The sequence below is a fragment of the Nocardia sp. JW2 genome, from assembly GCF_051843015.1.
GTDB lineage: Bacteria > Actinomycetota > Actinomycetes > Mycobacteriales > Mycobacteriaceae > Nocardia > Nocardia coubleae.
The window spans coordinates 17,921-44,543 of the sequence record NZ_JBPXLK010000026.1; the positions used below are offsets into that span (position 1 = coordinate 17,921).

Annotated in this window: 20 protein-coding genes; 10 read left to right on the forward strand and 10 right to left on the reverse strand. The window is 67.7% G+C overall.

Annotated elements, in window-relative coordinates; translation table 11 throughout:
• The first annotated feature begins 11 nt into the window (after positions 1-11).
• From ACSVDM_RS26305 to ACSVDM_RS26320, 4 genes are all read left to right on the forward strand, one after another.
• Positions 12-221, forward strand: a complete 210-nt coding sequence (locus tag ACSVDM_RS26305; RefSeq protein WP_439268510.1) for a hypothetical protein — start codon at positions 12-14, stop codon at positions 219-221.
• Between the two features lie 5 nt (positions 222-226).
• Positions 227-499 carry a WhiB family transcriptional regulator gene (locus ACSVDM_RS26310; RefSeq protein ID WP_439268511.1) on the forward strand — a complete coding sequence of 91 codons (273 nt, stop codon included), beginning with the start codon at positions 227-229 and terminating at the stop codon, positions 497-499.
• Positions 500-591: 92 nt separating this feature from the next.
• Positions 592-3,885 (forward strand): protein kinase domain-containing protein, encoded by a 3,294-nt coding sequence (locus ACSVDM_RS26315; RefSeq protein ID WP_439268512.1) that lies wholly within the window; start codon positions 592-594, stop codon positions 3,883-3,885.
• A gap of 143 nt (positions 3,886-4,028) precedes the next feature.
• On the forward strand, positions 4,029-6,656 hold the full coding sequence (locus ACSVDM_RS26320; RefSeq protein ID WP_439268513.1) for a flavin-containing monooxygenase: 2,628 nt from the start codon (positions 4,029-4,031) through the stop codon (positions 6,654-6,656).
• Between the two features lie 28 nt (positions 6,657-6,684).
• Here the strand turns inward: ACSVDM_RS26320 and ACSVDM_RS26325 are convergent, their stop codons facing one another.
• The 9 genes from ACSVDM_RS26325 to ACSVDM_RS26365 form a co-directional block, all read right to left on the reverse strand.
• A complete protein-coding gene (locus tag ACSVDM_RS26325) occupies positions 6,685-7,623 on the reverse strand; it encodes a PucR family transcriptional regulator (protein WP_439268514.1) in 939 nt (312 codons plus the stop codon).
• Between the two features lie 338 nt (positions 7,624-7,961).
• A complete protein-coding gene (locus ACSVDM_RS26330) occupies positions 7,962-9,317 on the reverse strand; it encodes an MFS transporter (protein WP_439268515.1) in 1,356 nt (451 codons plus the stop codon).
• A gap of 174 nt (positions 9,318-9,491) precedes the next feature.
• Positions 9,492-10,019 carry a cupin domain-containing protein gene (locus ACSVDM_RS26335; RefSeq protein ID WP_439268516.1) on the reverse strand — a complete coding sequence of 176 codons (528 nt, stop codon included), beginning with the start codon at positions 10,017-10,019 and terminating at the stop codon, positions 9,492-9,494.
• A gap of 98 nt (positions 10,020-10,117) precedes the next feature.
• Positions 10,118-11,020 (reverse strand): alpha/beta hydrolase, encoded by a 903-nt coding sequence (locus ACSVDM_RS26340; RefSeq protein WP_439268517.1) that lies wholly within the window; start codon positions 11,018-11,020, stop codon positions 10,118-10,120.
• A gap of 105 nt (positions 11,021-11,125) precedes the next feature.
• A complete protein-coding gene (locus ACSVDM_RS26345; RefSeq protein WP_439268518.1) occupies positions 11,126-12,634 on the reverse strand; it encodes a sugar ABC transporter ATP-binding protein in 1,509 nt (502 codons plus the stop codon).
• Positions 12,635-12,639: 5 nt separating this feature from the next.
• Positions 12,640-13,722, reverse strand: coding sequence for a hypothetical protein (locus tag ACSVDM_RS26350; RefSeq protein ID WP_439268519.1), 1,083 nt, complete (start codon positions 13,720-13,722; stop codon positions 12,640-12,642).
• Positions 13,719-15,887, reverse strand: a complete 2,169-nt coding sequence (locus ACSVDM_RS26355; protein ID WP_439268520.1) for an ABC transporter permease — start codon at positions 15,885-15,887, stop codon at positions 13,719-13,721. Before ACSVDM_RS26355 ends, ACSVDM_RS26350 begins: the two co-directional genes overlap by 4 nt.
• A gap of 6 nt (positions 15,888-15,893) precedes the next feature.
• Positions 15,894-16,967, reverse strand: a complete 1,074-nt coding sequence (locus tag ACSVDM_RS26360; RefSeq protein ID WP_439268521.1) for a sugar ABC transporter substrate-binding protein — start codon at positions 16,965-16,967, stop codon at positions 15,894-15,896.
• A 44-nt stretch (positions 16,968-17,011) separates the two neighbouring features.
• Positions 17,012-18,031: an ABC transporter permease gene (locus ACSVDM_RS26365; protein WP_439268522.1), complete on the reverse strand. Its 1,020-nt coding sequence runs from the start codon at positions 18,029-18,031 to the stop codon at positions 17,012-17,014.
• A gap of 240 nt (positions 18,032-18,271) precedes the next feature.
• Here ACSVDM_RS26365 and ACSVDM_RS26370 point away from each other — a divergent pair, with 240 nt between their 5' ends.
• Together ACSVDM_RS26370 and ACSVDM_RS26375 are read left to right on the forward strand one after the other, a co-directional pair.
• Positions 18,272-19,327: a helix-turn-helix domain-containing protein gene (locus ACSVDM_RS26370; protein ID WP_439268523.1), complete on the forward strand. Its 1,056-nt coding sequence runs from the start codon at positions 18,272-18,274 to the stop codon at positions 19,325-19,327.
• A 105-nt stretch (positions 19,328-19,432) separates the two neighbouring features.
• Complete coding sequence (locus ACSVDM_RS26375) at positions 19,433-20,866, forward strand: MmgE/PrpD family protein (RefSeq protein ID WP_439268524.1); 1,434 nt, start codon at positions 19,433-19,435, stop codon at positions 20,864-20,866.
• Between the two features lie 149 nt (positions 20,867-21,015).
• On the opposite strand, the gene ACSVDM_RS26380 is transcribed toward ACSVDM_RS26375, so the two are convergent.
• Positions 21,016-22,617: a sigma-54-dependent Fis family transcriptional regulator gene (locus ACSVDM_RS26380; RefSeq protein WP_439268525.1), complete on the reverse strand. Its 1,602-nt coding sequence runs from the start codon at positions 22,615-22,617 to the stop codon at positions 21,016-21,018.
• 194 nt (positions 22,618-22,811) lie between these two features.
• Between ACSVDM_RS26380 and ACSVDM_RS26385 the strand changes: the two genes are divergently transcribed.
• The 4 genes from ACSVDM_RS26385 (at position 22,812) to ACSVDM_RS26400 (ending at position 26,619) form a co-directional block, all read left to right on the forward strand.
• Positions 22,812-23,690: a helix-turn-helix transcriptional regulator gene (locus ACSVDM_RS26385; protein ID WP_439268526.1), complete on the forward strand. Its 879-nt coding sequence runs from the start codon at positions 22,812-22,814 to the stop codon at positions 23,688-23,690.
• Between the two features lie 69 nt (positions 23,691-23,759).
• On the forward strand, positions 23,760-24,029 hold the full coding sequence (locus tag ACSVDM_RS26390) for a hypothetical protein (RefSeq protein WP_439268527.1): 270 nt from the start codon (positions 23,760-23,762) through the stop codon (positions 24,027-24,029).
• 134 nt (positions 24,030-24,163) lie between these two features.
• On the forward strand, positions 24,164-25,294 hold the full coding sequence (locus ACSVDM_RS26395) for a lactonase family protein (RefSeq protein WP_439268528.1): 1,131 nt from the start codon (positions 24,164-24,166) through the stop codon (positions 25,292-25,294).
• Between the two features lie 110 nt (positions 25,295-25,404).
• Positions 25,405-26,619, forward strand: a complete 1,215-nt coding sequence (locus tag ACSVDM_RS26400) for a CoA transferase (protein ID WP_439268529.1) — start codon at positions 25,405-25,407, stop codon at positions 26,617-26,619.
• Positions 26,620-26,623: the final 4 nt, after the last annotated feature.

The following is a 26,623-nucleotide window of genomic DNA, read 5'->3' on the forward strand; positions in this document are numbered from 1 at the left end:
AAGGACCGATCATGAACGTGCTGATCGAAATGACCGCATTGTGCCTGACCCGCCCGGCCCCAGGGGCGGACGCGCAAGCGCTCGCCGCCTGGTACGCCGCGAAGGCACGGTTGCACGACCATCTGGCCGGTCTCGGCGGACCCGACAGCGGGCGCGAACGCGAGCTGGCCGCGGCGGCCCACCGGCGCGCGCTCAGCGTCACCTCGGGTGAACCGGTATGAGACCGATGGGTGAGAAGGCATTGCGACTGCCCGCGCCGCGCGCGGAGGCGTGGGCCTGGCAGATGCACGCCACCTGCCGCGCCCACGATGTCAACGACTTCTACGACACCGGCCAGGAATCGCGGAAGATGTTGGCCGCCAAGAAGATCTGCGCCGGTTGCCCGGTGTTGACCCACTGCCGCGACCACGCGGTGGCCGCCAACGAACCGCACGGCATCTGGGGCGGCATGACCCCGCGCGAACGGGCCAGGTACCGCTGGGTGCACTACCGGGGGTGAGGTCGAGCCGATACCGGCATCGACGGAGTTATCCTCGGTAGAGGCGAGCGCACCCGCGCACCGCTACCGAGGCAGTCCCGAATCGAGCCGAGATGGCCGACATCCAGTCGACACAGCGCAATTCCGCTTCGGGCATCCCGGCGGAGCTGGCCGCGGCGGGCTTCGAAGACGCCGAGGAGATCGGCCGCGGCGGTTTCGGCGTCGTGTACCGGTGCGCCCAGCCGGATCTGGACCGGGTGGTGGCGGTGAAGGTGCTCACCGCCGAGCTCGACCCCGACGGATTACAGCGCTTCGTGCGTGAGCAGCAGGCGATGGGCCGACTGTCGGGGCATCCCAACATCGTCGCGATCTTCCACGCGGGCACCACCCACGGCGGCCATCCCTACCTGGTGATGCCGTACCACGCGCGTGGGTCGCTCGAGCAGCGCATTCACGCCGTCGGCCCGCTCGACTGGGCGGCGACGCTGCGGCTCGGTGTGAAGATGGCGGGCGCGCTGGAGTCGGCGCATCGGGCGGGCATCCTGCACCGCGATGTGAAGCCAGCCAATATCCTGCTCAGCGACTACAGCGAACCCGAACTCACCGATTTCGGCATCGCCAGGATCAAGGGCGGGTTCCACACGACCACCGGCGTCGTGAGCGCCTCCCCCGCGTTCGCCGCCCCCGAGGTGCTGCGCGGTGCCCCGGCTACCGCCGCCGCGGATGTGTACGGCCTCGGCGCCACGCTGTTCTGCGCGCTCACCGGGCATGTCGCCTACGAGCGGCGCGTGGGCGAGCGGGTGCTGTCGCAGTTCCTGCGCGTGTCCCAACGACCCGGGCCCGATCTCACCGACCAGGACGTGCCCCCGCAGGTCCGGGCGGTGATCGAGCACGCGATGGCCACCGACCCCGCCGACCGACCCGCCGATGCCGCCGCGCTCGGCGCGGAACTGTGTGCGGCGCAACGTGCCACGGGCGCACCGGTCGATGTGCTCCGGGTCCCGGACCCGACACCGCAGGTGGCCCCGACCGCTCCCGTACCGCGCTCGAAGGAACGGACCACCGCCCCACCGACACCGGCGACCAAATACCGGCCGCCGACCCCGGCGCGCACGGCGCTGGCCCGACAGCGGCTGCTCGAACGGTTGCGCACGAGCGAACGCACCAGGCTCACCACCATCCACGCCCCCAGCGGTTTCGGCAAGACCACGCTGGCCGCGCAATGGCACGACGAACTCCTCGCCCACGGCGCCGCCGTCGCCTGGCTGACCGTCGACGAGGACGACGACAACGTCGCCTGGTTCCTCACCCACCTCGTCGAGGCCGTTCGGCCCTCCGTCCCCGACCTGGCCGACGACCTGGACCGTCTACTCGAGGCCGACGCCGACGATCCGGCCCGCGCTGTGCTCACCGGGCTCGTCGACGGCCTGCACACTCGCGACCGACGGGTGACCCTGGTGCTCGACGACTGGCAGCGCGCCAGCGGCGCCGCCACGGTGGCGGCGATCCGGTTCCTGCTCGAGCACGGCTGCCACCATCTGCCGCTCGTCGTCACGACAACCGCGCGGCTGGACCTGCCGGTCAGCAAGCTGCGCATGCACGGCGAGCTCACCGAGATCGACGCCGCCACACTACGTTTCGACGCCGACGAAGTCCGCACGTTCCTCGACGACGCCGGTGGTGTGCATCTCGACGCCGAGGAAGTCCGCGCGCTGACCCAGGCCACCGACGGGTGGATCGCCGCGCTGCAACTGGCGGTGTTGTCGCTGCGCTCGGGCGAGGCCACCGATCGTCTGCTCGACAGCATCGTCGCCCATCCCGACATCGGCGCGTTCCTCGCCGAGAACGTGCTCGACGCCCTCGAGCCGGACACGCTCGACTTCCTCATGACGACCTCGATCTGCGAGCGGGTCTGCGGCGGTCTCGCCACCGCCTTGACCAGCCGGACCGATGCCGCCGAACTACTCGCCGACCTCGCCGACCGCGGCCTGTTCCTGCTGCCGACCGGCCCCGGCCGGGACTGGTACCGCTACCACCAGTTGTTCGCCGGTTACCTGTGTCGCAGGCTGGCCAAGGATCGGCCGGGACAGCTCGCCGAGTTGCGCTTGCGTGCCGCCCAGTGGTTCGCCCGCCATCAGCTGCTCAACGACGCCGTCGAACACGCCCTCGCCGCCGAAGACCCCGAACGCGCGGCCGATTTCGTCGAAGAGGGTGCGGGCTACCTGCTGGAGCGATCGAGAATCGTTCTGCTGCAAGGGATTCTGGCCAAACTCCCCGCTGGTGTGGGCCGCGGGAGACCGCGCATCCAGCTCTTCGGGGTGTGGGTGAACCTGGTGCTGCGCAGGCCCGCGGCGGCCGAGGCGTGCCTGGCCCGTTTCGAGGCGGCGCTGTCCGGGGTCGACGAACCCGAACGCACCGATCTGCGGGCCGAGGCCGATGTCGCGATCAGCGTCCGCGAGATGTTCGCCGACCGCGTGGCCGACCTGGACGGTCTGATCGGTCAGGCGTTGACCCGTCCCGACGACTTCTCCCCCCGAATCCCCGGCGTGGCCGCCAATGTCGCCACGTTCGCCGCGATCCAGCGCTTCGATTTCGACGAGGCGCGGCGGCGGCAGGTGTGGGCGGCGCCGTATCACGAGGCGACCGGCCCGTTCCTGTCCGTGTACGGGCGCTGCTTCGCCGGGCTCGCGGCCCGCGAACAACTCGACATCGCGGGCGCGGAGGAGCTGTTCACCACCGCCCTCGACACCGCGCGGGCGACGATGGGCCCGGCGGCGCACGCGACCCGTTTGGCCGGGGCCTTGCTCGGCGAATTACATTACGAGACAGGCGATCTCGATTCGGCTGCCGATCTGCTCACGAAAAGCAGAGAGCTCTCCACCGAGGGTGGCGGCGGCGTGGACTTCATGCTGGCGACCTACGCGACGGGCGCTCGGGTGCGAGCGCTGCGTGGCGACCGCGACGGCGCGCGCGAACTGCTCGCCGAAGGCTTGTCGGTCGCCGAGCGCCTCGATCTGCCCCGGCTCGCCGCTCGTCTGCGCAACGAACAGGTGCGCGCGGGCTTCGACCTCGGCCAGGGAGTCGCCGACGCGCTGACGGCGCCGCGCACGATCCGCCGCGACAACGGAATCGTCACCGCCATAGACGAATTCGATGAGGACTCCGCCGTCCGATTACTGCTGACCGCGGGCGACTACGAACGCGCCGTAGCACGAGCCGAAGAACTCGTCGCGGGCGTCGACACCGAGCGACGGCCGCTGGCCGCCCTGCGCGCCGGTCTGCTGCTCGGTAACGCGCTGCGGCGGGCCGAGTGCCGCGACGAGGCCGAACGCGTACTCACACCGTTGGTACGACAATGCGCCCGCCTCGGCCTGACCCGCCTGCCCGCCGACGCGACTACGACCTAGACGTTGTGCGGATCGTGAGGTTGTCGACGCCTGAGCAGGGCCGGAAATACTTCCTTGCGCCGAATGGTCGATCGGTGGGCGCTGATTCGAACGTTTGACCGTGGTGCGCGGTACCAGGCGTTCGTACTCTCGTGAGATAGCTCATGATTGAGAAAGGCGCGCTTTTGCCGAACCACCACGACGTCATTGTTATCGGTGCCGGGTTCTCCGGTTTGTACGCGGTCCACAAGTTTCGAGACGACCTCGGCCTGTCGGTCCAGGCTTTCGAAGCGGCGGAGAGCGTCGGCGGAGTCTGGTGGTGGAACCGATATCCCGGCGCGCGATGTGACGCGCCGTCGGTTTTCTACTCGTACTCGTTCTCCGACGAACTCGCACGAGGCTGGCAATGGAGTGAAGCCTTCGCCTCCCAGCCCGAGATTCTGCGGTATCTCGACTACGTGGCCGATACCCTGGATATCCGTAAGTCTTTCACGTTCAATACCCGCGTGGTCTCGACCATCTGGGACGACGATGCCCAACTGTGGACAGTGACCACCGATACGGGCGAGAGTCACACCGCCCGCTTCGTCGCCTCCGCCAGTGGAAACCTGTCGGTACCGAAGGGGTCGGAAGAGTTCCCCGGAATGGACAGCTTCGCGGGCGAGGTGCACTTCACCAGCAGATGGCCCGAGACCCCTGTCGATCTCGCCGGAAAGCGGGTCGGCGTCATCGGGACGGGATCTACCGGCATCCAGGTCATCACCGAGATATCGAAGACCGTCGGACACCTGACGGTGTTTCAGCGAACAGCGAACTTCGCGGCACCGAGTCGGAACGAATCGATCGCGCCGGATCGACAGCGCTGGCTGGCCGACAACTACCGGCAGGTTCGAGAAGGCGACCGGGCGACATTCTTCGGTCTGCGAATCGACGAGCCGCCTTTGCCCTCCAGCCACGCGGTCAGTGCGCAGGAGCGTCGCGAACGCTACGACAAGATGTACGCCAAGGGTGGTATCAACTTCCTCGGGTCGACTTTCGCTGACATCTTGACCGACGAAGCGGCCAACGAATTGATTTCGGACTACCTGCGGGAGAAAATTCGAGAGCGGGTGACAGACCCGAAGACCGCCGACTTGCTGTGCCCGACAGACCATCCGCTGGGGTCGAAACGAATTTGCATGGAAGACAGCTATTTCGAAGTCTACAATCGCGACAATGTCGAACTCGTCGACGTGCGCGCCGAACCCATCGTTCGAATCACCGAATCGGGCGTGCGGACCACCGAGAATGCCTACCCGCTCGATGTCATCATCATGGCTACGGGATTCGACGCGTTCACCGCGCCACTGTTCGGCCTCGGCATCGAAGGCAGGAACGGTGTCAAGTTGTCCGAGCAGTGGCAGGACGGACCGGCGGCATTGGCCGGTATCGCGGTCAACGGCTTCCCCAATCTCTTCACTCTCACCGGGCCGACCACTCCCCTGGCCCTGTACAACAACGCGGTCGCCGCCGAAGACCATGTGGGTTTGGCCGCTGGCTTGATTCGGTATGTGCTCGAGAGCGGAGCGACAACCATCGAGGCCACCGCCGAGGCGGCCGGGAAATGGCAGGGGATCGCCGACGGCCTCCTGGCGAGTTCCTTGTTGCCGAAGGCGGACTCCTGGTATCTGGGTGCCAATGTGCCGGGCAAGACGCGGGCGACATTCGTGTGGGTGGCCTCCGGCGTTCTGTTCTGGACGCTGGTCGCCGACATCGTGTCGCACGACTACGGGGGATTCGCGGTCGACGGAAAAGCCCGCGCTGTCCCACCGTTGTTGAAATTGGACAGCAGTTGCGCCCGCTTGCTCGATGCCATGTTGCTGGCGGGCGAGGAGCGGAAGCCGTTGAGGGAACGCGATATCGAGCAGTACCGCGCCGAAGTAGCCGCACTGACGTCGATGCTCGCGACGCCCCCACGCGACCTTCCGGGAATGAAAGTGCTCGATGAGCAGTATCCGGGTCCCGGCGGCGAGCAATTGATCCGGCTCTACATTCCAGAGCGTGAAGCACCGCTACCCGTGTTGGTCTACTACTTCGGCGGCGGGTTCGTGGTCGGCAGTGTCGAGAGCATGGACAGCACGCTGCGCGCACTGGCCGACGAGCTCGGTGTGATCGTGGCCGCGCCGAGCTATCGGCTCGCACCGGAGCACCCGTTCCCCGCGGCCACCGACGACGCGTTCGCGGCACTGATCTGGGTGGAAGACAATATCGACAGCTTCGGTGGCGACGCGACGCGCATCGTTGTCTCCGGCGAGAGCGCGGGCGGGAATCTCGCGGCGGTGACCACCTTGCGAGCGCGCGACGAAAACGGGCCCGATCTCGCCGGGCAGGTTCTGATCATGCCGGTCATAGACGGCGAGGCGACAACCGGATCGCGCGTCGAGTTCGCCGACGGACCGATTCTGACCGCCGACGCGATCGAAACGATGTGGTCCTACTACCTCGGCGATGCCGCGGATCGCTCCTCGCAGTACCTGGTTCCCAGCCGAGCGGCCTCATTCGAGGGGCTCCCCCCGACTCTTGTCGTGACCGCGGAGTGTGATCCGCTGCGGGACGAGGGAGAAGAGTACGGCGCCCTACTCCGGTCGGCCGGAATATCGGTGACGGTACGACGACTGATCGGCTTGGTGCACGGCAGTTTCGCCCTGTCGGGAGCGATCCCCCGCGCGCGCGAAGTGACCGAAGCCATGGCCGCGCACCTGGCCGCGATCACCGATCGTGAGCCGACATCGAACACGGTTCGCCAGGTGTGATCGTGCGTGCTGACGCGGCACGGTCGCGTCAGCACGTCGAAAGGCCGAGCACGTCGTACAGGTGCAGTGCGAGTTCGAGGGCCAGACGACGCTCGCCGAGGTCGCGCCCGAGTAACCGCTCGACTTGTTCCAGCCGATATCGCACCGTGTTGTGGTGAATTCCGAGGTCGACGCCGGTAGCACGGTAGTTGCTGTTGGCCGCGAAGAAGGCCGCGAGCGTCGCACGCTGGAGCGCGGCGGCTTTGCCGGTCGCCGCGAGGGCGCCGAGTTCGGAGTGGATGAACTCGCGGCATCGGGCAGTGTCCATCGAACACAACGCGGCGATGTCGACATCTCCGAAGTAGGTGACCGTCGCCGAAACTGGGTCCGCGAGTTCGGCGACGCGCATCGCGTCGATCGCCTCCCGGTGACTGCGCCGAAAGCCCTCGAGGCCGAATGCTGGTCGACCGACCGCCGCCGAGACCGATGATGTCAACGTCGCGATCGGTGTCCGAGAGCACGCGGGAGCCGCGAGCCAGACCCAGACCGTTCGCATGTCCACCCGTACGGTCAGGCAGGTTCCGAGACCGAACGCCCGAAGCAGCTTTCGCCGCGCGACATCCAGGGCCGCCCCCGTATCGGACCTCTCGGTCCCCTCGCGCAGAACCACAGCGACATGCCGCCCATCGAGCCGGTAGCCCAATAGCGCACTCGCCGAGTCGATCTCGATGGACTGATCGTTCAGCACCCGCCGAACTGCCTCGACTCGCTCCAGGGAGCGTTCCCGCGCGAGCCGCTCGGCCTCCTCGACATACTCGACGGCGAGGGCCGAAGTGATGATCTCCACCGCGCCGAGGAGATAAGAGATTCCGACTTTCACCAGCTCGACCGCGTCGCTTCGCTCAGGTGCGTGCGCGACCACCGCGTCGGCCCACAATTCGGCGCTGAGTTGGTTGCCGACCTGGTACCCACGTATTACCGCGGACAAGGGGAACCCACACTGCGCCAACTGGCGCGTCAATCGCAGAACTTCTCCGGTCGGAGCAGCCGACTCCATCGGCACTCCGCGGGCGAGTGCGTCGAACATGGTTGCCGTATTGGCTCGACAGGTGGTGACCACGATGTCGTAGACGCCCGTCCGACTGATATCGGGGATACGGCGGGTGATCTCATCGGCCGCCGCGGCACTGAGGTCATCCAGACGAGGCGTCAGCGCGTGAACAATGTCGTGTATCGCGTTCTGCAGTGCGACATTCGATCGAAGCGATGGAGCCTCGCGGCCGAGGCCGATCGCCTCGGCCGCAGAGCCTGGTCGACCTGTTTCCTTCATCGTGCCGGTTCGACGACACCGCCCGGTTCGGGGTCCGGGTTGTGTACTCGCGCGATCTCGTCGTCGATTGTCGAGGCGGGCATCAGGATCACGATGACGGCGGCGATCAGCGCCGGGATCGCGAAGACGTAGAAGTTCCAGTGGCTGCCGAGCGAGGAGCCGACGACCCAGCCGCCGATGGAAGGGCCGAGGATGGAACCGACGCGGCCGAGGCCCATGCTGGCGCCGACGGCCGACCCTCGGCACGAGGCGGGGTACTTGGCCGCGACATAGCCGTAGGCCAGCGAACTGCTGCCGATGGACCCGAGCCCGGCGCCCGCCACCGCGACCATCAGCACCGCGGTATCGAGTTTGCGGCTCAGCGCCAGCAGCGACACCGCGCCGATGAGGAAGAACAGCACCAGGATTCGCCGTGACCCGTAGCGATCGGCGAGCATGGATCCGCCGATCATGCCGACGATGGCGCCGACCTGTAGCACCAGCAGGAATTGCAGCGACGAACCGAGCGGGTAACCCGCCTCGCGCATCAGCACCGGCAGCCAGGTGTTCAGACCGTAGGTGATCACCTGCGCGCAGATACAGACCAGGACGAACAGCAGCAGCGACGGCAGATAGCGGCGGGTGAGGAGCATGCGCAGCCCGTTCGCGCTTTCCTTGGTCGCGGCGGCGTCGACCTGGATCCGCTGTTCGGCGCGAATCGCGTCGATGTCGAGTCCGTAGGTGCGGGCGAGTTCGGCCGCCTCGGCGTCCTTGCCGCGGGCGATCAGCGAGTTCACCGATTCCGGCAACCAGAAGTACATGGCGGGCACCACGAGCACGCACAGCGCGCCGACGCCGTAGAGCACGCGCCAGCTGTTGTCGGGCAGCAGGGCGATCGCGACCAGGGCGGCGATGATGCCGCCGAAGGAGTACCCGGTCAGCATCATGCCGTTGTAGATCTGCCTGCGGTTACGCGGTGCGAACTCCATCGTCAGGGCGACCGCCGAGGGGACGACGCCGCCGAGGCCGATGCCGGTGAAGAACCGTGCGGCACCGAGGAATTCGGGCGAGGTGGCGAATGCGCAGATCGCACAGCCGGTGGAGAACCAGACGACACCGGCCATCATCACCTTGCGGCGTCCGATGCGGTCGGCGAGCGGACCGGCGAGCAGGAACCCGACCATCAGGCCGACCAGGGTCCAGCTGCCGATCAAGCCAGCGGTACTCGCCGACATCTCCCATCCCGGCTCGTCCAGGAGGCTGGGCACGGTGGCTCCGTAGACGATGAGGTCGTAGCCGTCGGCCACGATCGTCAGGAAACAGAGCATGACCACGACGAGGCCGCTTCGTGTGCGCGGGGCCGGACCATCCATTTCGTACTCCTTCAACGTTGCGCCACAGCGACACGCCGTGCGACATGGATCACAATATCGCACAATATATGATCCGTAATACAGTTTCAGGCGTCGAATTCTGGACCCGAACACAACAAAGGGCCTGGAACCGTCGCCGGTTTCCAGGCCCTGTCGCCCAGCGTTATTCAGCCATCAGCGCTTACCGGGCAGCATGACCGCGACCATGCTCACCGGCTTGTCGGTCCGATTGCTCCAGGCGTGCTTGATGCCACGGTTGACCACGGTGTCGCCCGCGCGCAGCAGGGTCTCACCCGTCTCGTAGATCGCGTAGATCTCGCCGTCGATGATGGTGGCGATGTCGACGGTCTCGGTGGCGTGCAGGCCGACGATCGCGTCGTCCTCAGCCTTGGCGTCCTCACCGTGCAGGTTGCCGATGGATTCCGCGTACACCGCCGGGTCGATCTCGCTGTCCGGCGGGAAGGTCGCCAGGCGCACCACCACGCCCGCGGCGGGCGGATCCAGCTCCACCTCGGCGCCGAGGGTGTCACCGTCGGCCATGGCCGCGGGCAACGCGTCGACTCTCCACACGTCGTTCACCGTGAACGCGGGCAGGGCCACGCGCGTTGCGGTGTCCTCGTCGACGGCGATGGTCGATTTGCCGTCGGCGTCGAGGCCCGCGATCACGCGTCGTGCGGTCTTGCCGAGATGCTCACTGGTCATAGGTGCCATCCTTCGGGTCGGAAGTGACGAGACGCTCGTCACATTCGCTTGATAATATATTGCATATCAAATCCCCGAAAGGTGGCGGTGTCACGGTTTCAGAGATTGGCCGCGAAGAAGGGGGTCAGAGCGGCCATGGCCTGCTCGACGTACTCCGGGCGATCGTAGAGGCCCACGTGGCCCGCGCCCTCGACCAGCATCAGGTCGGTGTTCTCCGGCAGCCGCTTGTTCAGCGCCTCCGCTTGCCAGAGCGAACCGGCCGCGCAGCCCGCGACCAGCAGCACCGGCTGGGTCAGGAACTCGGCGCCCGCGAAGGCGTCGTAGTCGAAGATTCGGGTGACGCTGGCGGTGAACAGCATCCGGTTGTCGGAGTTCGGGTGCTGCGCGCGCGAGGTGCGGTAGTACTCGTGTGCTTCGACCATGTCGGCGTGGGTGGTGTCGTCGATGGTCTCGGGCACGTAGGTGATCTCGGCGATCTCGCCGCCCGCGGCTTCGATCGCGCGCTGGCCCGCGACGGCGTCGAGCGTGGCGATCTGGGCTTCGAGCGGCAGCGAGCCGTCCCAACCGCGCCGGAAGGTGGCGCCGATGTCGACCGGGCTCACGGTGCCGACGGCCTTGATCCGACGGTCGGACTTGGTGGCGTCGATCGCGTAACCGCCGCCCGCGCACACTCCGAAGGCGCCGACCCGGTCGGCGTCGACGAAGTCGAGGGTCGACACGTAATCGACCGCGGCGCGGATGTCCTCGACGCGAGCGAAGGGGTCTTCCAGGCGGCGCGGGATCCCACCGCTCTCCCCCTGGTGGGAGGCGTCGAAGGCGAGGGTGACGAAACCCTCGGCGGCGAGCTTCTCCGCGTACAGACCGGCGGTCTGCTCCTTCACGCCGCCGCCGGGATGGACGCACACGATCGCCGGGTAGTACCGGTCGGCGGAGAAGTTCTCGGGCAGGAACAGGTCGCCCGCCATGGTGATCGTGGCATTCGGGAAGTCGATGTGCTGCACGATGATGTCCTCGGCTCGTCAGGGGTCTTTCCGGATGACATCAGTCTTCGCCATTCGGAAAGACCCCGGCAGGACGACTCTGTTCCTGGGAAGGAACCTTCCCCCTCAGTGCACCGCCGCGAACATCAGCTTCGCGTCGTCGGCCTCGGCCGGATCGAACTCGGCCACGATGCTGCCCTGTTTGGCGACCAGGATCCGGTCCGAGAGCGCCCGGATCTCCGGCAGGTAGGACGAGATCACGATCACCGCGACACCGTCATCGGCCAGGGCGCGGATCATCGCGTGGATCTCGGTGATCGTCCCGAGGTCCACACCTCGGGTCGGCTCGTCGATGATCGCCACCAGCGGCTGACGGGTCAGCCCTTTGGCCAGCACAACCTTCTGCTGGTTGCCACCGCTGAGCTCCTCGAGTTTGGCCCTCTCGGGTCGCAGCGTGCGTACGTGGAACCGCTCGACGAAGCGTTGGGCCACAGTCTTGCGCTCCCCCGGCCGCACCAGCAACGGCAGGCGCGGCGCGCTGCACAGATGCCCGAAGTAGATGTTGTCGGCGATCGAGAAGTGGCCGAAGAACCCGGAGGCCTTGCGGTCCTCGGTGATGTAGACCAGGCCCGCCCGACGGGCGTGGCGCGGTGTACGGAAGCGGACGTTACGGCCCGCGAGCCGCACGGTGCCGCCGCGAAGACGTCGCCGTTTGGTCACCCCGGCGACGATCATCGCCGTTTCGCTGCGTCCGGCGCCGACGAGCCCGTAGATGCCGACGATCTCCCCCGCGTGCGCGGAGAACGACATATTGCGCACGGCCGGAAGCAGGGTGATGTCCTCGACCTCGAGCACCGGCGCCGGGTCGGGCTCCCGATTCGGTGGCACCCGTTGGTATTCCACGCTACGCCCCACCATCATGCGCACCACCTCGGCACGGTCGAAGGCCGGTTTGTCCAACGTGCCCTGCACCTCGCCGTCGCGCAGCACGGTGATGCGGTCGGCCTCTTCCAGCGCCTCGTCGAGCATGTGCGTGATGAACACGACCCCGATGCCCTGCTTCTTGAGCCTGCGCATCGAGAGGAACAGTTGCAGTCGTTCCTCCGGTGTCACCGAGGCGGTCGGTTCGTCGAGGATGACGACCTTGGCGTCGCGGTGCACGGCGCGGGCGATCTCGACCATCTGCTTCTGGGCGATGCCGAGCGCACCCGCGGGCACCTCGGGTCGGATGTGGAAGTTGTGTGATTCCAACAGTTCTCGCGCGACCACATTGAGCTGGGAGAGATTGTTGAACGCCTTCTCGTCGCCGAGGAACAGGTTCTGCGCCACGGTCATCGACTCGACGAGCGAGCCTTCCTGGTACACCATCGCGACCCCGGCCTCGGCCGATTCCTTGGGGGTGCTGAAGTTGCGCATCCGTCCGGTGACCCGCAACGTGCCCGCGTCGTGTTCGATCGCGCCCGAGATCACCTTCACGAGAGTGGATTTGCCCGCGCCGTTCTCGCCGAGCAGGGCGTGGATCTCGCCCGGGGCGACCTCGAAGTCGACGTCGCGCAACGCGTAGGTTCCGTTGTAGTGCTTGCTGATCCGGCTGAGCCGGATCACCGGCTCGGCGGCGACGGCGGTGTCGCTCACGGTGCTCACCTTTCGTTGTCTGTCTGCGGCTCGAGCAGGTTGCGGAAACCGCGCGCCGCCACCACGATTCGACCGTCACGTGACGCCACGCCGGTGACCCCGTGGCGGTCGCCGTCCGCGCGCGAATGCACACCTTCGGCGATCCGTCCGCGCTGATCGATCCGGAACGCCAGACCGTAGGAGCGGGCGGGCGCCCACGGTTTGATCACGCCGTGTACGCGCAGTTGGCCCAGTTGCAGGGTGTCGGTGTACGGGTCGGGACACCGCAGGCGCGGGACGAACCACTGGTCCTGACGGATCGTTGCGGTCATCTCCCGCAGCAATTCCGGTTCGTCGAGCAGCAATTCGGTGAAGCGATTGCGCGCGTACGGCGCCGCGACCCACCAGCCGTCCGTGCAGGCGGCGATCCGGCCGGGATACACCGGCAGGTTCGACCCCACCGCTGCCCCGGCCTTACCCAGGGCGCTGACGCCTCGGCGCTCGACGCGATGGTCGAACCCCAATGACACCAGAACCTCATCGTCGGCGGCGTTTTCGATGCCACCCGGCCAGCCGAGACCGTCGGCGACCACCTCGGCGTGCGAGCCGTCGACGCGCACGATGCGCCCGCTTCGATCGTCGGCGACCAAGGCCGCCGACCAATCCGGTACCGCATTCGAGCCGACGGTCGCCAGCACGACGCCGTCGGGCAGCAGGGTCAGATCGGTGACGCAGGCGGCCAGTTCGGCATCGTTGCACAGGTCGGTGGCGACTCCGTTCGCGTCGATCGTGACGAGCCCGACGCCCTCGACCGCGGCGACGATCCGATCCTCGGCGACCAGCAGACTCCCGACCTGCCCGCCGAGCGTCGCCACCCGCGTGACGACACCGTCGGCCAGGGTGAAAATGCCGTCGCCACTGGAGAAGACGACCTCACCGTTGTCGCGGATGAACACATCGTCGGGTTCGAACTCGGCGGCGGGCAACAGGGTCTCGCCCTCGTCGAGTCGGCGATTGGGCCGCAGACCCGCCTCGAACGGCGGCACCGTGCGGTGCCGGGCCCAGTCGGGGTTCAGCCATTCCCGCAGCGCGCTGATCGTGCGATTCACCGCTGCACCTCCACCTTCGATCGGCCGGGCACGATCAGCCCGGGAACCGCGGCCGGATCGATCGATCCGACCTCGCTCGGGTCGAGCGTGAGCCTGCCGATGCGGTTGTTGCTGACACCGCACAGATAGAGTTGACCGGCCCGTTCCTTCACCGCGGTCACCATCGGGTAGTTCGCCAGCGACGAATCCCACAGCACTTGAAGGACTTCGCCCCGGTCGTTGAACTTCATCACGCACGACACGTTGAGCTGCGGCACCACCCAGCTGTCGAGCGGCACCTCCTGGGTCATTCGCCTGCGCACCGCCGGGTAGCGATTGAGCAGGTCCGACATCGGCGTGCGCATCGACACGAACGGCAGCCAGTAGTTGCCGTCGGAGGAGCGGTTGAGGTTGTCGGGGTTGCCGGGCAGGTTCTCCAGCACCGGTTCCAGCTGTCCCTGCTTGGGTCCGGCGATCCAGAGCCGGTCCACCCGGCACAGGCCGGTGCTGGCGATGAGGATCGACTGGCCGTCGTGGGAGGTGCAGATGCCGTTGGGGAACACACTGTTCGAGACGACCACCTCGGTGCCGCCGTCGGGATCGATGCGGACCACGCGGCCGTTGGCTCGCGATTCCACCAGTTCCACCAGGTATTCGGCCGCGTTGGTTCGCGTCGAGAAGTCCGACACGTAGATCGAACCGTCCGGCGCCACGTCCAGGTCGTCGACCGCGCGCAAGGCGGAATCGTCGAGCAGGGAGAATCGACTGCGCTTGACCTTTGTCGCGATGGGTTCGGACTCACCGTCCGGGGAGATCCGGTAGATGCCCATGCCGCCGACCGCGACGAGCAGCTGCCCGTTCTGATCCCAGCCGTGTCCGAGTGGGAAACCGCCTGTGCGAGCGAAGATCTCGCCCTCGTCGGGGTTGTCGGCGCGGAAGCGCCACACCCAGCCTCGACGATCACCGCAGTAGACGTTGCCCTCGGGGTCGACCGCGCAGTCCTCGGCGCCTTCGATCTTGCCGAGGCCGATCGGGGGTGCGTCGGTGGTCCTGTTGTTGATCGTCCACACCGTGCCCGGTTCGGTGACGTCGACGAGCGGGCCGAGTGTGATCCGGCCCGGATCGATCTTGAGCTTGTCGGCGGTTCGCTGCCGGTACTTGCCCCACTGCAGGTCGAGCACCGCGAACACGAGCAGTGCGATGGCGAGAATGACCGTGTAGTAGGAACCTTCGAGTCGCAGCGCCACGGTGGCCTGCTGGATCACCTGCACGACGATGATGCCGACGGTGGCCCGCAGCACCGATCCGCGCCCGCCCTTGAGGCTGACACCACCGAGCACCACGGCGGTGAGGGCGATGATCTCCCAGCCCTGGCCGACGTCCGGGTCGGTGCGCCCGACCCTGGCTGAGGTGAGCAGGGCGGCCAACCCGGCCAGCGCCCCCGACAGGACGTAGACGAAGAAGGTGACCCGGTCGACCGGAATGCCGTTGCGCCGCGCCGACCGCCGATCGCTGCCGACCGCCGCAACCCACCAACCCCACCGCGACCGGGTGAGACCGACGTGCACGACGATCAGCACGCACCCGAAGAAGAACCAGCCGGTCGGGATCAGCGCGATGCTGCCCTCGCCGAGGAAGTCCCAGACGATATCGGGCTTGGGCATGCTCAGTTCGAAACTGAACGCCGACTGCAAGGCGGCGGCCGCACCACCGAACGCGACCAGGGTGACCAGCGTCGTGATGAACGGCCGCATCTTGCGGTAGGCGATGAAGTAGCCGTTCACACTGCCGAGCAGGGCGCCGAACACCACGGCGCCGGGTGCGACGACCGCCATCGGCCAGTCCCAGGCACGGGAGGCGACCATCGCGCCGATCGCGGTGAGGCCGACCATCGAACCGATCGACAGGTCGATGCCACCGCAGACCAACACCACGGTGAGCCCGATGGCGAGCAGCCCCTTCTCCGACACCTCATCCATGATGATCGGGGTGTCGGCCGGGCCGACCGGGGTGAAGAAGACGAACAGCAGGCTGAGCAGCAGGGCGAGGGCGAGCGGGACCGCGCCCTCCATCCAGCGTTTCTCGAACAGGTCCGACAGGGTTCTGGCGGGCGCGAGCCGATCACGCCACTTCCCGCCGGTCAGGGGGAACGCGTCGATTCCCCGCGAGCGTGACTGCAGTTTCATCGCCGCTCACTGCCCCTTGTAGCAGGCGATGGTGGTGTTGTCGACGTTCGCGCGGTCCACGATGGTGTGCGGGACGAACGCGACGGTGTGGCTGTTGCCCGCCGGTGCGCCGCTCTGGATCAACTGCTGGGTGGTGACCACCGCGGCGGTGCCGACGCCCTGGACGTCGTAGGAGGCCGAGGCCGTCACCTTGCCCGCGCGCAGCGCATCGCACCACACGGTGTCGGCGGCCATCGTGTAGGTGCCGAGGGAGTCGGCGGGAATCACCCCGCGCGAGACCGCGCTCTGCACGGCGTCACCGACGGCGACGGAGTTGAGGTCGTAGGTCACCAGGAATCCGCAGAAGTTGTTCTTCTGCTGCTGGATGATCGACTCCGCGGCCTGCTGGGCGAGCGAGTTCTGCCACTGGGTGTGCGCGGTGGTCACCACCTCGAAACCGGCGGGGTCGAGCACGTTGTGCACGCCCTTGGACCACAGCAGCGACGCCGCGTCGTTGCCAGGGCCGTCGATGATCGCCAATCGTTTGGGCGCGCCGCGCTTTTCGCAGTCCTGCACGGCACGCTCGGCGATGTCCTCGGCGGCGGCGATGTTGTCCACACCGATGTAGGCGTCACCGAGGCGGCTCGAGATCATGTTGACCACCACGGTGTAGATGCCCGCGCGCTGGGCGTCCTCGATCTGCTTGGACAGCACCCCGACGTCGGGGTTGTGCAGGATCAGCACATCGACGGCCTTGCGGGCGATCAGGTCGCTGATGATCCTGGTCATCTTGTCGGTGTCGAAATTGGGGTCGTGGACCTGGAAGTCGGCGCCGAGATTGCCGAAGGCACGCTCCATCGAGGCGCCCCAGTTCATCGTCAGGTTGTAGCCCTTGTAGAGGATCGGGACGAAGGCGACCCGCTTGCCCCGCATCGACTCGTGCACCTTCTGCGTCGCGTCGAACAGCTGCACGTTCTCGCCGAACGCCTGACCCTCACCTCCCGCGGGTCCGGTGGACGAGGTGCGAGCACCGGTGGAACAGCCCGCGAGTACGACGGCCGAGACCGAGGCGAGCGCGAGGGCGATCATCTTCTTCTTCATCGTTGAAGACTCCTTGTGAGCGAAGGTGTTTCGAGGCGAGGGCATTAAAGTTCGCCGCTCTTGGCGGTTTCCTCGTCGCGCGGATGCAGCCACGAGTCCAGTGCGATGGCCGCGATGAGCACGCCGCCGCGGATCAGGTCCTGTACCGCGGAGGTGAGGCCGTGCAGCACGAGCAGGTTGTTGAGCACGCCGATGAACAGCGAGCCCGCGAGCACCCCGAGGATCGAGCCGCGGCCACCGGCCAGCGAGATGCCACCGATCACGGTCGCGGTGAGCGCGGTGAACAGCAGCGGGTCGAACGAGGTGACGGTGGTCTGCACGCTGCCCTGGATCGACACCGTCAGGTATCCGGCGAGCAGGGCGAGCAGCGCGGAGATCACATAGGTCAGGACCTGCAACGGCCGAACGGGTGCGCCGGTGGCGCGGGCGGTGGCGAAGTTGTCGCCCATCGCCCGGATCAACCGGCCCGCCGAGGTGTAGGTGACGAAGAGCCAGGCCAGCACGAAGACGACGGCGGCGATGACGATCGGCCGCGGCACGCCGAGGACCGAACCATTGCTCAGCTCCGCGATCCACGAGCCGCCGGGCAGGGCGTAGTAGTTGCTGTCGAGCAGCAGCATGTCCACCCCACCGATGACGAGCAGACCGGTGGCCAGGGTGACGAACAGCGACGGCACTTCGACATAGGCCACGAGCACGCCGTTGACGAGCCCGACGATCAGCGCGACCGCCGCGGCGATCGCGATCGCCTGCCACTCGGGCATGCCGCTCGACATCAGGGCGAGCGTGGCCTGCGCGCTGCCGAGGGCGACACCGGCGATCGAGAGATCGATGCCTTTGCCGAGAATGACGATGGCGACGCCGACGGCCAGAATCCCGAAGGCCGCCGACAACCGCAACAGGCTGGCGAAGTTCCCGGTGGTCAGGAATCCCGGCGTCGTCGCGGCGCCGACCACACACAGCACGGCGGTGATGCCGAGAACGAAATAGGCCTGCTCCGAACGACCGAGCTGGTCGCGCAGGCTGGGGCCGGGCTTGGTTGCCGCCGCGGTGGACGTCGTCATGATGCTCCCCGCATGGGTTTTCTCCTCTGAGACTCGGATCACTCTCCCGAACTGTGCGGAATATTAAATATGTGGTGGTGTAGCTCACAAGGAGTTCGACCCGCGATCAGCCGAAGGGGTGACAGCGCTGCGACCAGCGGTTGATGCGGCGGCGGAGTTTCGGACACGATTCGGACGCACCGCACCCGATCACGAGATATATTGCATATTCTGTCTGGAAGTGGTACGAGGAGTGGACACGTGGCGATCGATATGAGGGCACCCTGCGGCGACGCCGTACTGGAGGCCGAGCTCGTCACCGTCGCCGCCGAGGCGTCGGAGGTCCTCGGCCGCCGGATCCAGTCACCCGGCGCCGACTCCCCCGAGGCGGCCAAGCGCCTGCTCGCGCAGCTGTGGGACGACGCCGTCGCGATCCTGTCCGACACCGCGAACCGAGCAGACATCCAGCGAACCACCGCGCTGCTGGCCCGCATCCGCGCCGCCGAGGCCGACCTGGCCGCCGCCGACGCCGCGAGTTCGGCCACCCACCTGCGAATGGCCGCGCAGGCGATCGCGCGATTACACGGTGCACGTGGAGTGGACGACTTGCTGAGCCGGGCCGCGGAAGCGATGGGCGCGATGGGCTTCGACCGCGCGCTCGTCTCGACCACCGAGGGACAGCGGTGGCACCTGCACACCATGTTCGTCGTCGACGACAAGCCCTGGGCCGACGCGATTCTGGCGGCCGGGCGCGAGTCCTCACCGACCCTGGACGGCCACCTGGTCGAGAGCGATATCGTGCAGCGGGCCCGGCCGGGATTGGTCTTCGATGTCCAGCACAATCCGCGCGTGGTCCGGCCGCTGGTGGAGATGACGCAGTGCAGTTCCTACGCCGTCGCTCCCCTGACCATGAACGGCGCGGTCGTCGGCCTGGTGCACGGCGACTACTACTTCCAGCGGCGCGAAGCCGACGCGACGGCGCGGGCGATGCTCGCGGTCTTCGCCGCGGGCCTGGGCCACGCACTGGCGGGGGCGAGCCTGCTCGACGGCGTGACCGCGCTGCGCAGCGGATTGGATCGGCTGACCGCTTCGGCGACCGCCTCCCCCGGCCACCCCGAAGGCGCCGCGCTCTCGTCGCGCGAACTCGAAGTCGTCGAATTGCTGGCGGCGGGCCGGGCGAATCGCCAGATCGCGCGCGACCTGGCGATCTCCGAGGCGACAGTCAAGACCCACATCACCCATATCCTGCGCAAACTGGGGGCGGCGAACCGCGCGGAAGCTGTGGCGTACTGGCTGCGCGGCAGCGTCGCGCCCTGAGCCAGGGGGTTGCCGGAAACCCGTTCGCAATTCTTACATAATATATAGTGTAGTTAATGGTGCGGGCAGGTCTGCTGTCCTCGCACCCCTGTGAGAGGACAGTCCATGGCCGACACCATCGTCGAGCAACTGGCCCGGTTCACCACCGGCGCGAACTACGACACGCTGCCTCCCGAGGCGGTCGACGAAGGCAAGCGTCTGCTGCTCGACGCGATGGGGTGCGCGCTCGGCGCCGTCGAGGAACCCAAGGGCAAGATCGGCATCCAGTACGGCAAGCTCACCGGCGGCACCGACGGCGACGCCACGATCATCGGCACCGACGACCGGGTGTCGATCTTCGGCGCCTCCTTCGCCAACGGTGAGCTGATCAACGCCCTGGACTTCGACGCGGTGCTGCCGCCCGGCCACGTCTCGCCCTATGTGCTGCCGACCACGATGGCCATGGCCGAGAGCCGGGGCCGCTCCGGCCGCGAGGTGCTCGCCGCCGTCGCGCTCTCGCACGAGATGTCCTACCGCTTCTACAAGTCGATGGACTACCTGCGCGACGTGCAGAACGATTCGATGGACCTGTCGCCGGTGATCGGCTACAGCGTCACCGTTTTCGGTGGCACCGCGGCCGCGGGCAAGCTCGCGGGTCAGTCCACCGAGACCCTGGCCAACGCGCTCGGCATCGCCGCCGCCACCGCGCCGGTGAACGCGATGCGGCCATGGATCAAGCACGCGCCGAGTTCCACCCTCAAGTACCTGCTCGCGGGCACCCTGACCCAGGCCAGCCTGACCGCGGTCTTCATGGCCGAACTCGGCCACACCGGTGACCTGCAGATCCTCGACGACGCCGAGGTCGGCTTCCGCAAGTACATCGGCACCCGCCGGTGGGAACCGCAGAACCTCACCGACGCGCTCGGCACCGAATGGCGCTTCCTCGGCGAACAGTCCTACAAGCCCTACCCGCACTGTCGCATTCTGCACGCGCCGCTGCACGCACTCACCGAGATCCTCGAGACCAACGACATCCGGCCCGAGGAGATCGACGCCATCCGTTGCTGGGGCGAGGCCGCGGTGATGCACCCGCTGTGGCAGAGCCGGGTCATCGAGAAGACCCACGACGCGCAGTTCGACATCGCCCACGGCCTGTCGGTCGGCGCCCACCGGGTCACCCCGAGCCGGGCGTGGCACGCACCGGAACTCGTGTTCAGCGACTCGGTGCTCGGTCTGATGGACAAGGTCACCTTCGCGCCGCACCCGAACTACTTCGAGGCACTGTCCGCGCATCCCTCCGCGCGCCCGACCAAGGTCGAGGTCGACGCCCGCGGAACCACCTTCGTCGCGGAGCGGACCTACCCCAAGGGCAGCCCCTCCCCCGACCCGACCACCAGGATGACCACCGACGAACTGGTCGCCAAGTTCCGGATCAACGCACAGGAAGTGTTGTCCGAGAGCAGGATCGATCAGGTGGTCGAGACGGTGCTCGGCGTGGACAAGGTCGACGACTTCAGCACCGTGATGCGTCTGCTCGCGCCGAACAGCCCGTCCGCCTGAGCAGTTCCACCCACGTAGCCGAAAAGCCCCGCTCGCCCCCTACGCGCGCGGGGCTTTTCGCGTCCCGGCCTACTGGCCGTGCTGCCGACTCTAGACACGACAACGGCCGGGGAATGTCCAACAAACTGGACACGCCCCGGGCCGTCCACTCACGCGATTCGCAGTGCCCTGATCCGGTTGTAGAGCGTCGATCGGCTGACGCCGAGCGCCCGCGCGGCCTGCAGCTTGTTGCCACCCGCGGCCTCGAGCGCCGCCATGATGACCTCCCGCTCGGCCTCGCGAATCGGCGAGCCGGGCGCGTGACCGCCACGGTGCGAGGCGGGCAGGTCGGTGGGGATGATGTCGCCCGCCGATCGGGCGCTCGCCACCACCTCGACGACCCGGCGCAGTTCGGCGAGGTTGCCCCGCCACGGTTGCGAGGCGAGCACTCGCATCGTCTCGGCGGTGAACCGGGTCCTGGTGTGGCCGGTGACCTCGGTCAGCATCTGCTGGGCCAGCCCCGGCACCTCGTGCCTGCGCCTGCGCAAGGGGACAAGTTCCCTGCGGTCGTTGCACAGCGCGGGCAGCGGGGCGTGTACGGCGTCGAGGTGTTCGCCGGGAGTGGACGTGAGCACGACTTCGCGGGTGGTTTCCCGCAATCGCTGTGCCAGCAGCGCGGTGAGCTGTTCGGAGAGCAGCTGGACGTTCTCGATGATCACCGGGGGCCCGTCGCCCGCGAGGGTCTCGCCGAGCTGGGTGGCCCACGCGTTGTCGCCGACGAGCACGATGTCGGTCGCGTCGAGGGTGTGGGCCGTGGTGCCGACCAGGCCGAGCGCCTCGGTGGTTCGGCCGGTCCCCGCCTCGCCGACCACCAGCAGCGGCCACAGCGGCATCCGGTCCGAAGCCACTCTGGCCCGCCGGATGCCGGACTCCTGGGTGATGTCGACGAGCACCCCGTCGGCTCCGTCGATCGACTGACAGACCAGCCGCACCGCGCGACCGGAGGTCAGCACGAGTTCCTGACTGTCCTCCCCACCGACGGGCACGGCTTCGGCGCAGGCGCGCAACGCGGCGTGATCGGCCGGTTCGAGCAGGTCGACCGCGGCGGGGGTGGCGAGGACGAGCCCCTCGCCGATGACGACCACGGCCCGGCCCCGGCGACCGGATGCCGCCTGGAACGCGCTCATCAACCGGCTGTGCGCGCGGGGTGAATCCCGCTGGAGCCGTTCCTGGATATCGCGGACCATGCGACGGGCCAGCAGCGCCGAGAGTCGGTGATCCGCGCTGGTTTTGGCGCCGATTCCCAGCACGCCCTCGAGACGGCGGGTCACCGGATGGAAGATCGGGTGTCCATAGCAGGTGAAGCCGCGGAACAGGGTCAGGTAGTGCTCGTCGGAGCGCACCAGCAGGCTGCGCCGGGTTTCCAGCGGGGTGCCGAGGGCATTGGTGCCGATCCGGTCCTCTCCGAGTTCGACGCCGGGCACGATGCCGATGTCGGAGACCGCACGACGGATCGACCGGGCGGCGCCGTGGATGTCGACGACCCGACCCGCCTGATCGGCGAGTACGAGGGCCACCGGGGTGCCTTCGAGCTCGCTCGCGACCCGGCGCAGCACCGGGCTCGCCGCTCGCGCGAAGAAGCTGTCGATGTTTCTGTTGGCGAGGTCGAACGGCGGCATCGTGTCTTCACGGATGCCGTTGAGCCGCGATCGGGCCCACGCCGACTCGATGTCCGGTCGAGTCGAATCCCGGTAAACCTGCAATACAGTCATGGATACTCAACACCACCTTGTCCCGGCCGCCTGAACATGCGGTCGACGCCCGGTCCTGTGACCGAGCACACTTGTATTTTATACACAATATCTGTTGATCCCTGGGGATTCCCCGTGATGTGGAGCATTTTCCGCCCCGGCGTGGGAAGAAATTGTCCCAGGCACAGCGGCGCCGTCAGGCATATCGTGGAGAAATGACCGAGAGAGCGCCCCACCTTCGCGAATTGGGCGGATTCCTCAAAGCGCGCCGCGCCGAGTTGAGTCCGCAGGACGTCGGCTTGACCGTGCACAGCGCCGTGGCCCGCCGGGTCGCCGGTCTGCGCCGCGAGGAGGTCGCCGACCTGGCGGCGATCAGTCACGACTATTACACCAGGATCGAGCAGGGCCGTCTCGCACCGTCGGAGCCGGTCCTGGAGGCGCTGGTCCGCGTCCTGCGCCTGGACGACGCCCAGCGCGACTACGCCGAGAACCTGGTGCGCCGCTCCGATCGCCGCCCGGCCAAGCGGGGCCAGAAAACCGTGCGCCCCCAGTTGCAGCGCCTGCTCGATCAGCTCACCGAGACACCCGCCCTGGTGTTCGGCCGCTACCTCGACATTCTCGCCTGGAACCATCTGGCGGCGGCTTTGATCAACGACTTCGACGCGATGACGCCCCGGCAGCGCAACTATGTGCGGATGGTCTTCACCGATCCGGCGATGCGCACCCTGTACGACGACTGGGAAGGTGTCGCGCGCACCTGCGTCGCCATCCTCCGCATGGACGCGGCGGCCAATCCGACCGACCCGCAGCTCACGGCCCTGGTGGGCGAGCTGTCGATCGCCGACGAGCAGTTCCGGCAGTGGTGGGCGGCACGGAATGTGGCCAGGCAGGAGTTCGGTTCGAAGACGCTCCACCACCCCGAGGTCGGCGAGATGACCCTGAATTGGGACACTTTCAGCTCGTCGGGCGATTCCGAACAGCAACTGGTGCTCTGGTCGGCCGATCCGGGGACGACCTCGCACGAGAAGCTGCGCATCCTCTCGTCCTGGTCGGCGCCGGTCGCCGACCGCGAGACGGCCGAACGCCCGAACTGACCCCCATTCGGACGAGCCGAGTTCGGTTCTCCGGCGCGCGACCCACTCTCGACGAGGGTTAAATATATTATGCGTAATCATCCCCCGGAGGACGGCCGTGCCGATCCGCACCCGGATATGCCCTCGGAGCACACCGTGCCTGCCCCTGTCAGTGTCACCATCCACGAACTGCTCGACTACTTCGGACGATGCGGCGCCTGCGGCTATCCGGCCTCGGCATCGCGGGTGATCCAGCATTTCGCCGACGGCTCGATCGAGCACGAGGTGGTAGCCACCTGCGGCCTGCCCTGCGGCTGGCGCGCGCCCGTCGCCATGCACAGGATGACGGGCTCGCCCTGAACCGTGTCCGAATTCCTGGACACTCACCGCGACCGAACCTTCCTACATTCAGACGACCCGGGGCGTCGAACCCCGGGTGCCGCGTAGGCACGCGGCCAGTCGGGAACAGCGCTTGCGCGCCGGACGGAACGTCGATGACGACATCCACCACACGGACCACAGGTTTTGCCGTACGGAGCAAGAAGACGGCAGTCGCGGTCGCGACTTTCCTGTCGATCGCGGGGGCGCTATCCCCGGCAACGGCTGCACCCCTCGACGATCCCCAGTTCCTCCTCGTGGGCGGCACGGTCAGCGGTGACGTGACGGTGCTGCGCGTGGAAGCGGGCGGCGGGCTGACGAAGGTGGGCCGGACACCGGTCGGGCTCGGCATCCTCTCGCTGGCCCTCGCGCCGAACGGACGGCATGTCTATGTCAGCCAGGCCGCCGAACAGCGGGTGAGCGGCGATCGCATCGACAACGCGGGAGCGCTGCGCCCGATTCCGGGCGGGACGGTCGAGGTCGGCGGCGGTGTCCCGGTCACCTCGACCCTGTCCGCGGACGGCAGCCTGCTGTTCGTCGCCGTCGGCGGCGTGCCCGGCCACATCAGGACCTACGCGGTCGACGCGTCCGGCGCGCTGACGCAGACGTCCTCGATCACCGTGCCCGGGTTCAGCACCATCCCGATGATCCGGATCGATCCGGACGGTCGATTCCTGCGCTTCGTCAGCCCCTTCGACAGCCAGATCTCCAGTTTCGCGATCGGAACCGGCGGTGAACTCACCTCGATCGGCGCTCCGGTGTCCGGTGGCGCGCTGCCGGTGAATCCGGGCTACACCCCGGACAGCCGATTCGTCTACGTGAGCAATGAACTGGGCGGCAATATCTCCGGCTACTCGATCGGGCGGGACGGCCACCTCACTCCCACACCCGGCTCACCGTATGCCAGCGGGTTGATGCCGCACGGGGCCGAGGGCACCGCCGACGGCAAACGGGTCTATGTGCCCGTGGTCGCCGGTGGCGGCGTGGCCGGGTATTCGCTCGGGGCCGACGGCGCGCTCACGGCCCTGCCCGGTTCGCCCTTTCCTGCCCCGCCCGGCTCCGGCCCCGGCACGGTGCTGCTCAGCCACGACGAGCGGCACGTCTACGCCGCCGACGTGCTGACCACCGCAATCACCACCCGGGTGCACACCTACGACGTGCGGCCCAACGGGACCCTGGCACTGTCGGCCTCGGTCGACACCGGCACCGTGCTCGGCGACGGCCCGATCATGGTGCTCACGCCCTGACCCAGGCTGAGATATATTATATTTCACACAGGAGGAGCGGTCCGCCGCGGACGAAGGAGTAGCGCGATGCAGATGCCAGGCCAGGTCGATCTTTCCCCGGTGGTGCACGCGTGAGCGGGCAGCCCTTGACGGGTCTGCGCGTCGTCGAGTTCGCCAGTTTCGTGGCGGGACCGTCCGCGGGCATGACCCTCGCCCAGCTCGGCGCGCAGGTCATTCGCGTCGACCCGCTCGGCGGCGGACCCGACTACCGGCGGTGGCCGGTGGCCCAGAGCAATGGCGAGAGCCTGTACTGGAACTCGCTCAACCGCGGCAAGCAGTCGATCGCGGTGGACGTGCGCAGCGAGCAGGGCCGGGAACTGGTGCTGGCCCTGGCGACCGCGCCCGGCGAGGACGCGGGCATCGTCGTCGACAACGCCGTCGGGCGGCCGTGGTTCTCCTACGAGGCGCTCGCGGCCCGGCGCGCCGATGTGATCAAGGTGCACATCGGCGGCCAGGCCGGTGGCGGTCCCGCGGTGGACTACACGGTGAACACCGAGGTCGGCGTCACCGACCTCACCGGGCCCGCCGATTCGCGCACCCCGGTGAATCATGTGCTGCCCGCGTGGGACCTGATCGCGGGGATGACCGCGACCACCGCGTTGCTGTCCGCCCTGCATCGCCGCGAACGGTCCGGCGAGGGCGCGCATCTGCAGATCGCGCTCGCCGATGTCGCGTTGGCGGGTGTCGCGAATCTGGGCTGGCTCAGCGAGGTTCGGGAACGCGGTGATCGACCGCGCCACGGCAACTACATGTACGGCTCGTTCGGCGCCGACTTCGTCACCGCCGACGAGGGACGCGTCATGGTCGTCGCGCTCACCCCGCGCCAGTGGCAGGCGTTGTGCACGGCCACCGGCACGGCGAAGGTGATCGCCTCGCTCGAGCAGACCCTCGGGGTGGACTTCGTCGACGAGGCACACCGGTACGTCCACCGCGAGACCATCGCGGCGGTGATGCGTCCCTGGTTCGCCGGGCTGCCGATCGACGCGGTCGGCGCGGCGCTCACCGAGGCGGGCGTGCTGTGGAGCCGCTACCGCCAGATGAGTGATGTGGTGGCCGATTTCGAGGCGGGTGCGGGCAGCCGGGTGCTGACCGAACTCGACCAGCCCGGCATCGGACCGGTCATCTCGGCGCACAGCCCGATCCGCGAGGACAGCGAGTACGGACCGGTGCGCCCGGCCGCCGCGCTCGGTGCCGATACCGATCAGGTGTTCGCCGAAGTTCTCGGTCTCAGCGACAACGAAATCGGAAAACTGCGCTCGGCGGGAATCCTGGGGACCGCCGAATAACTTT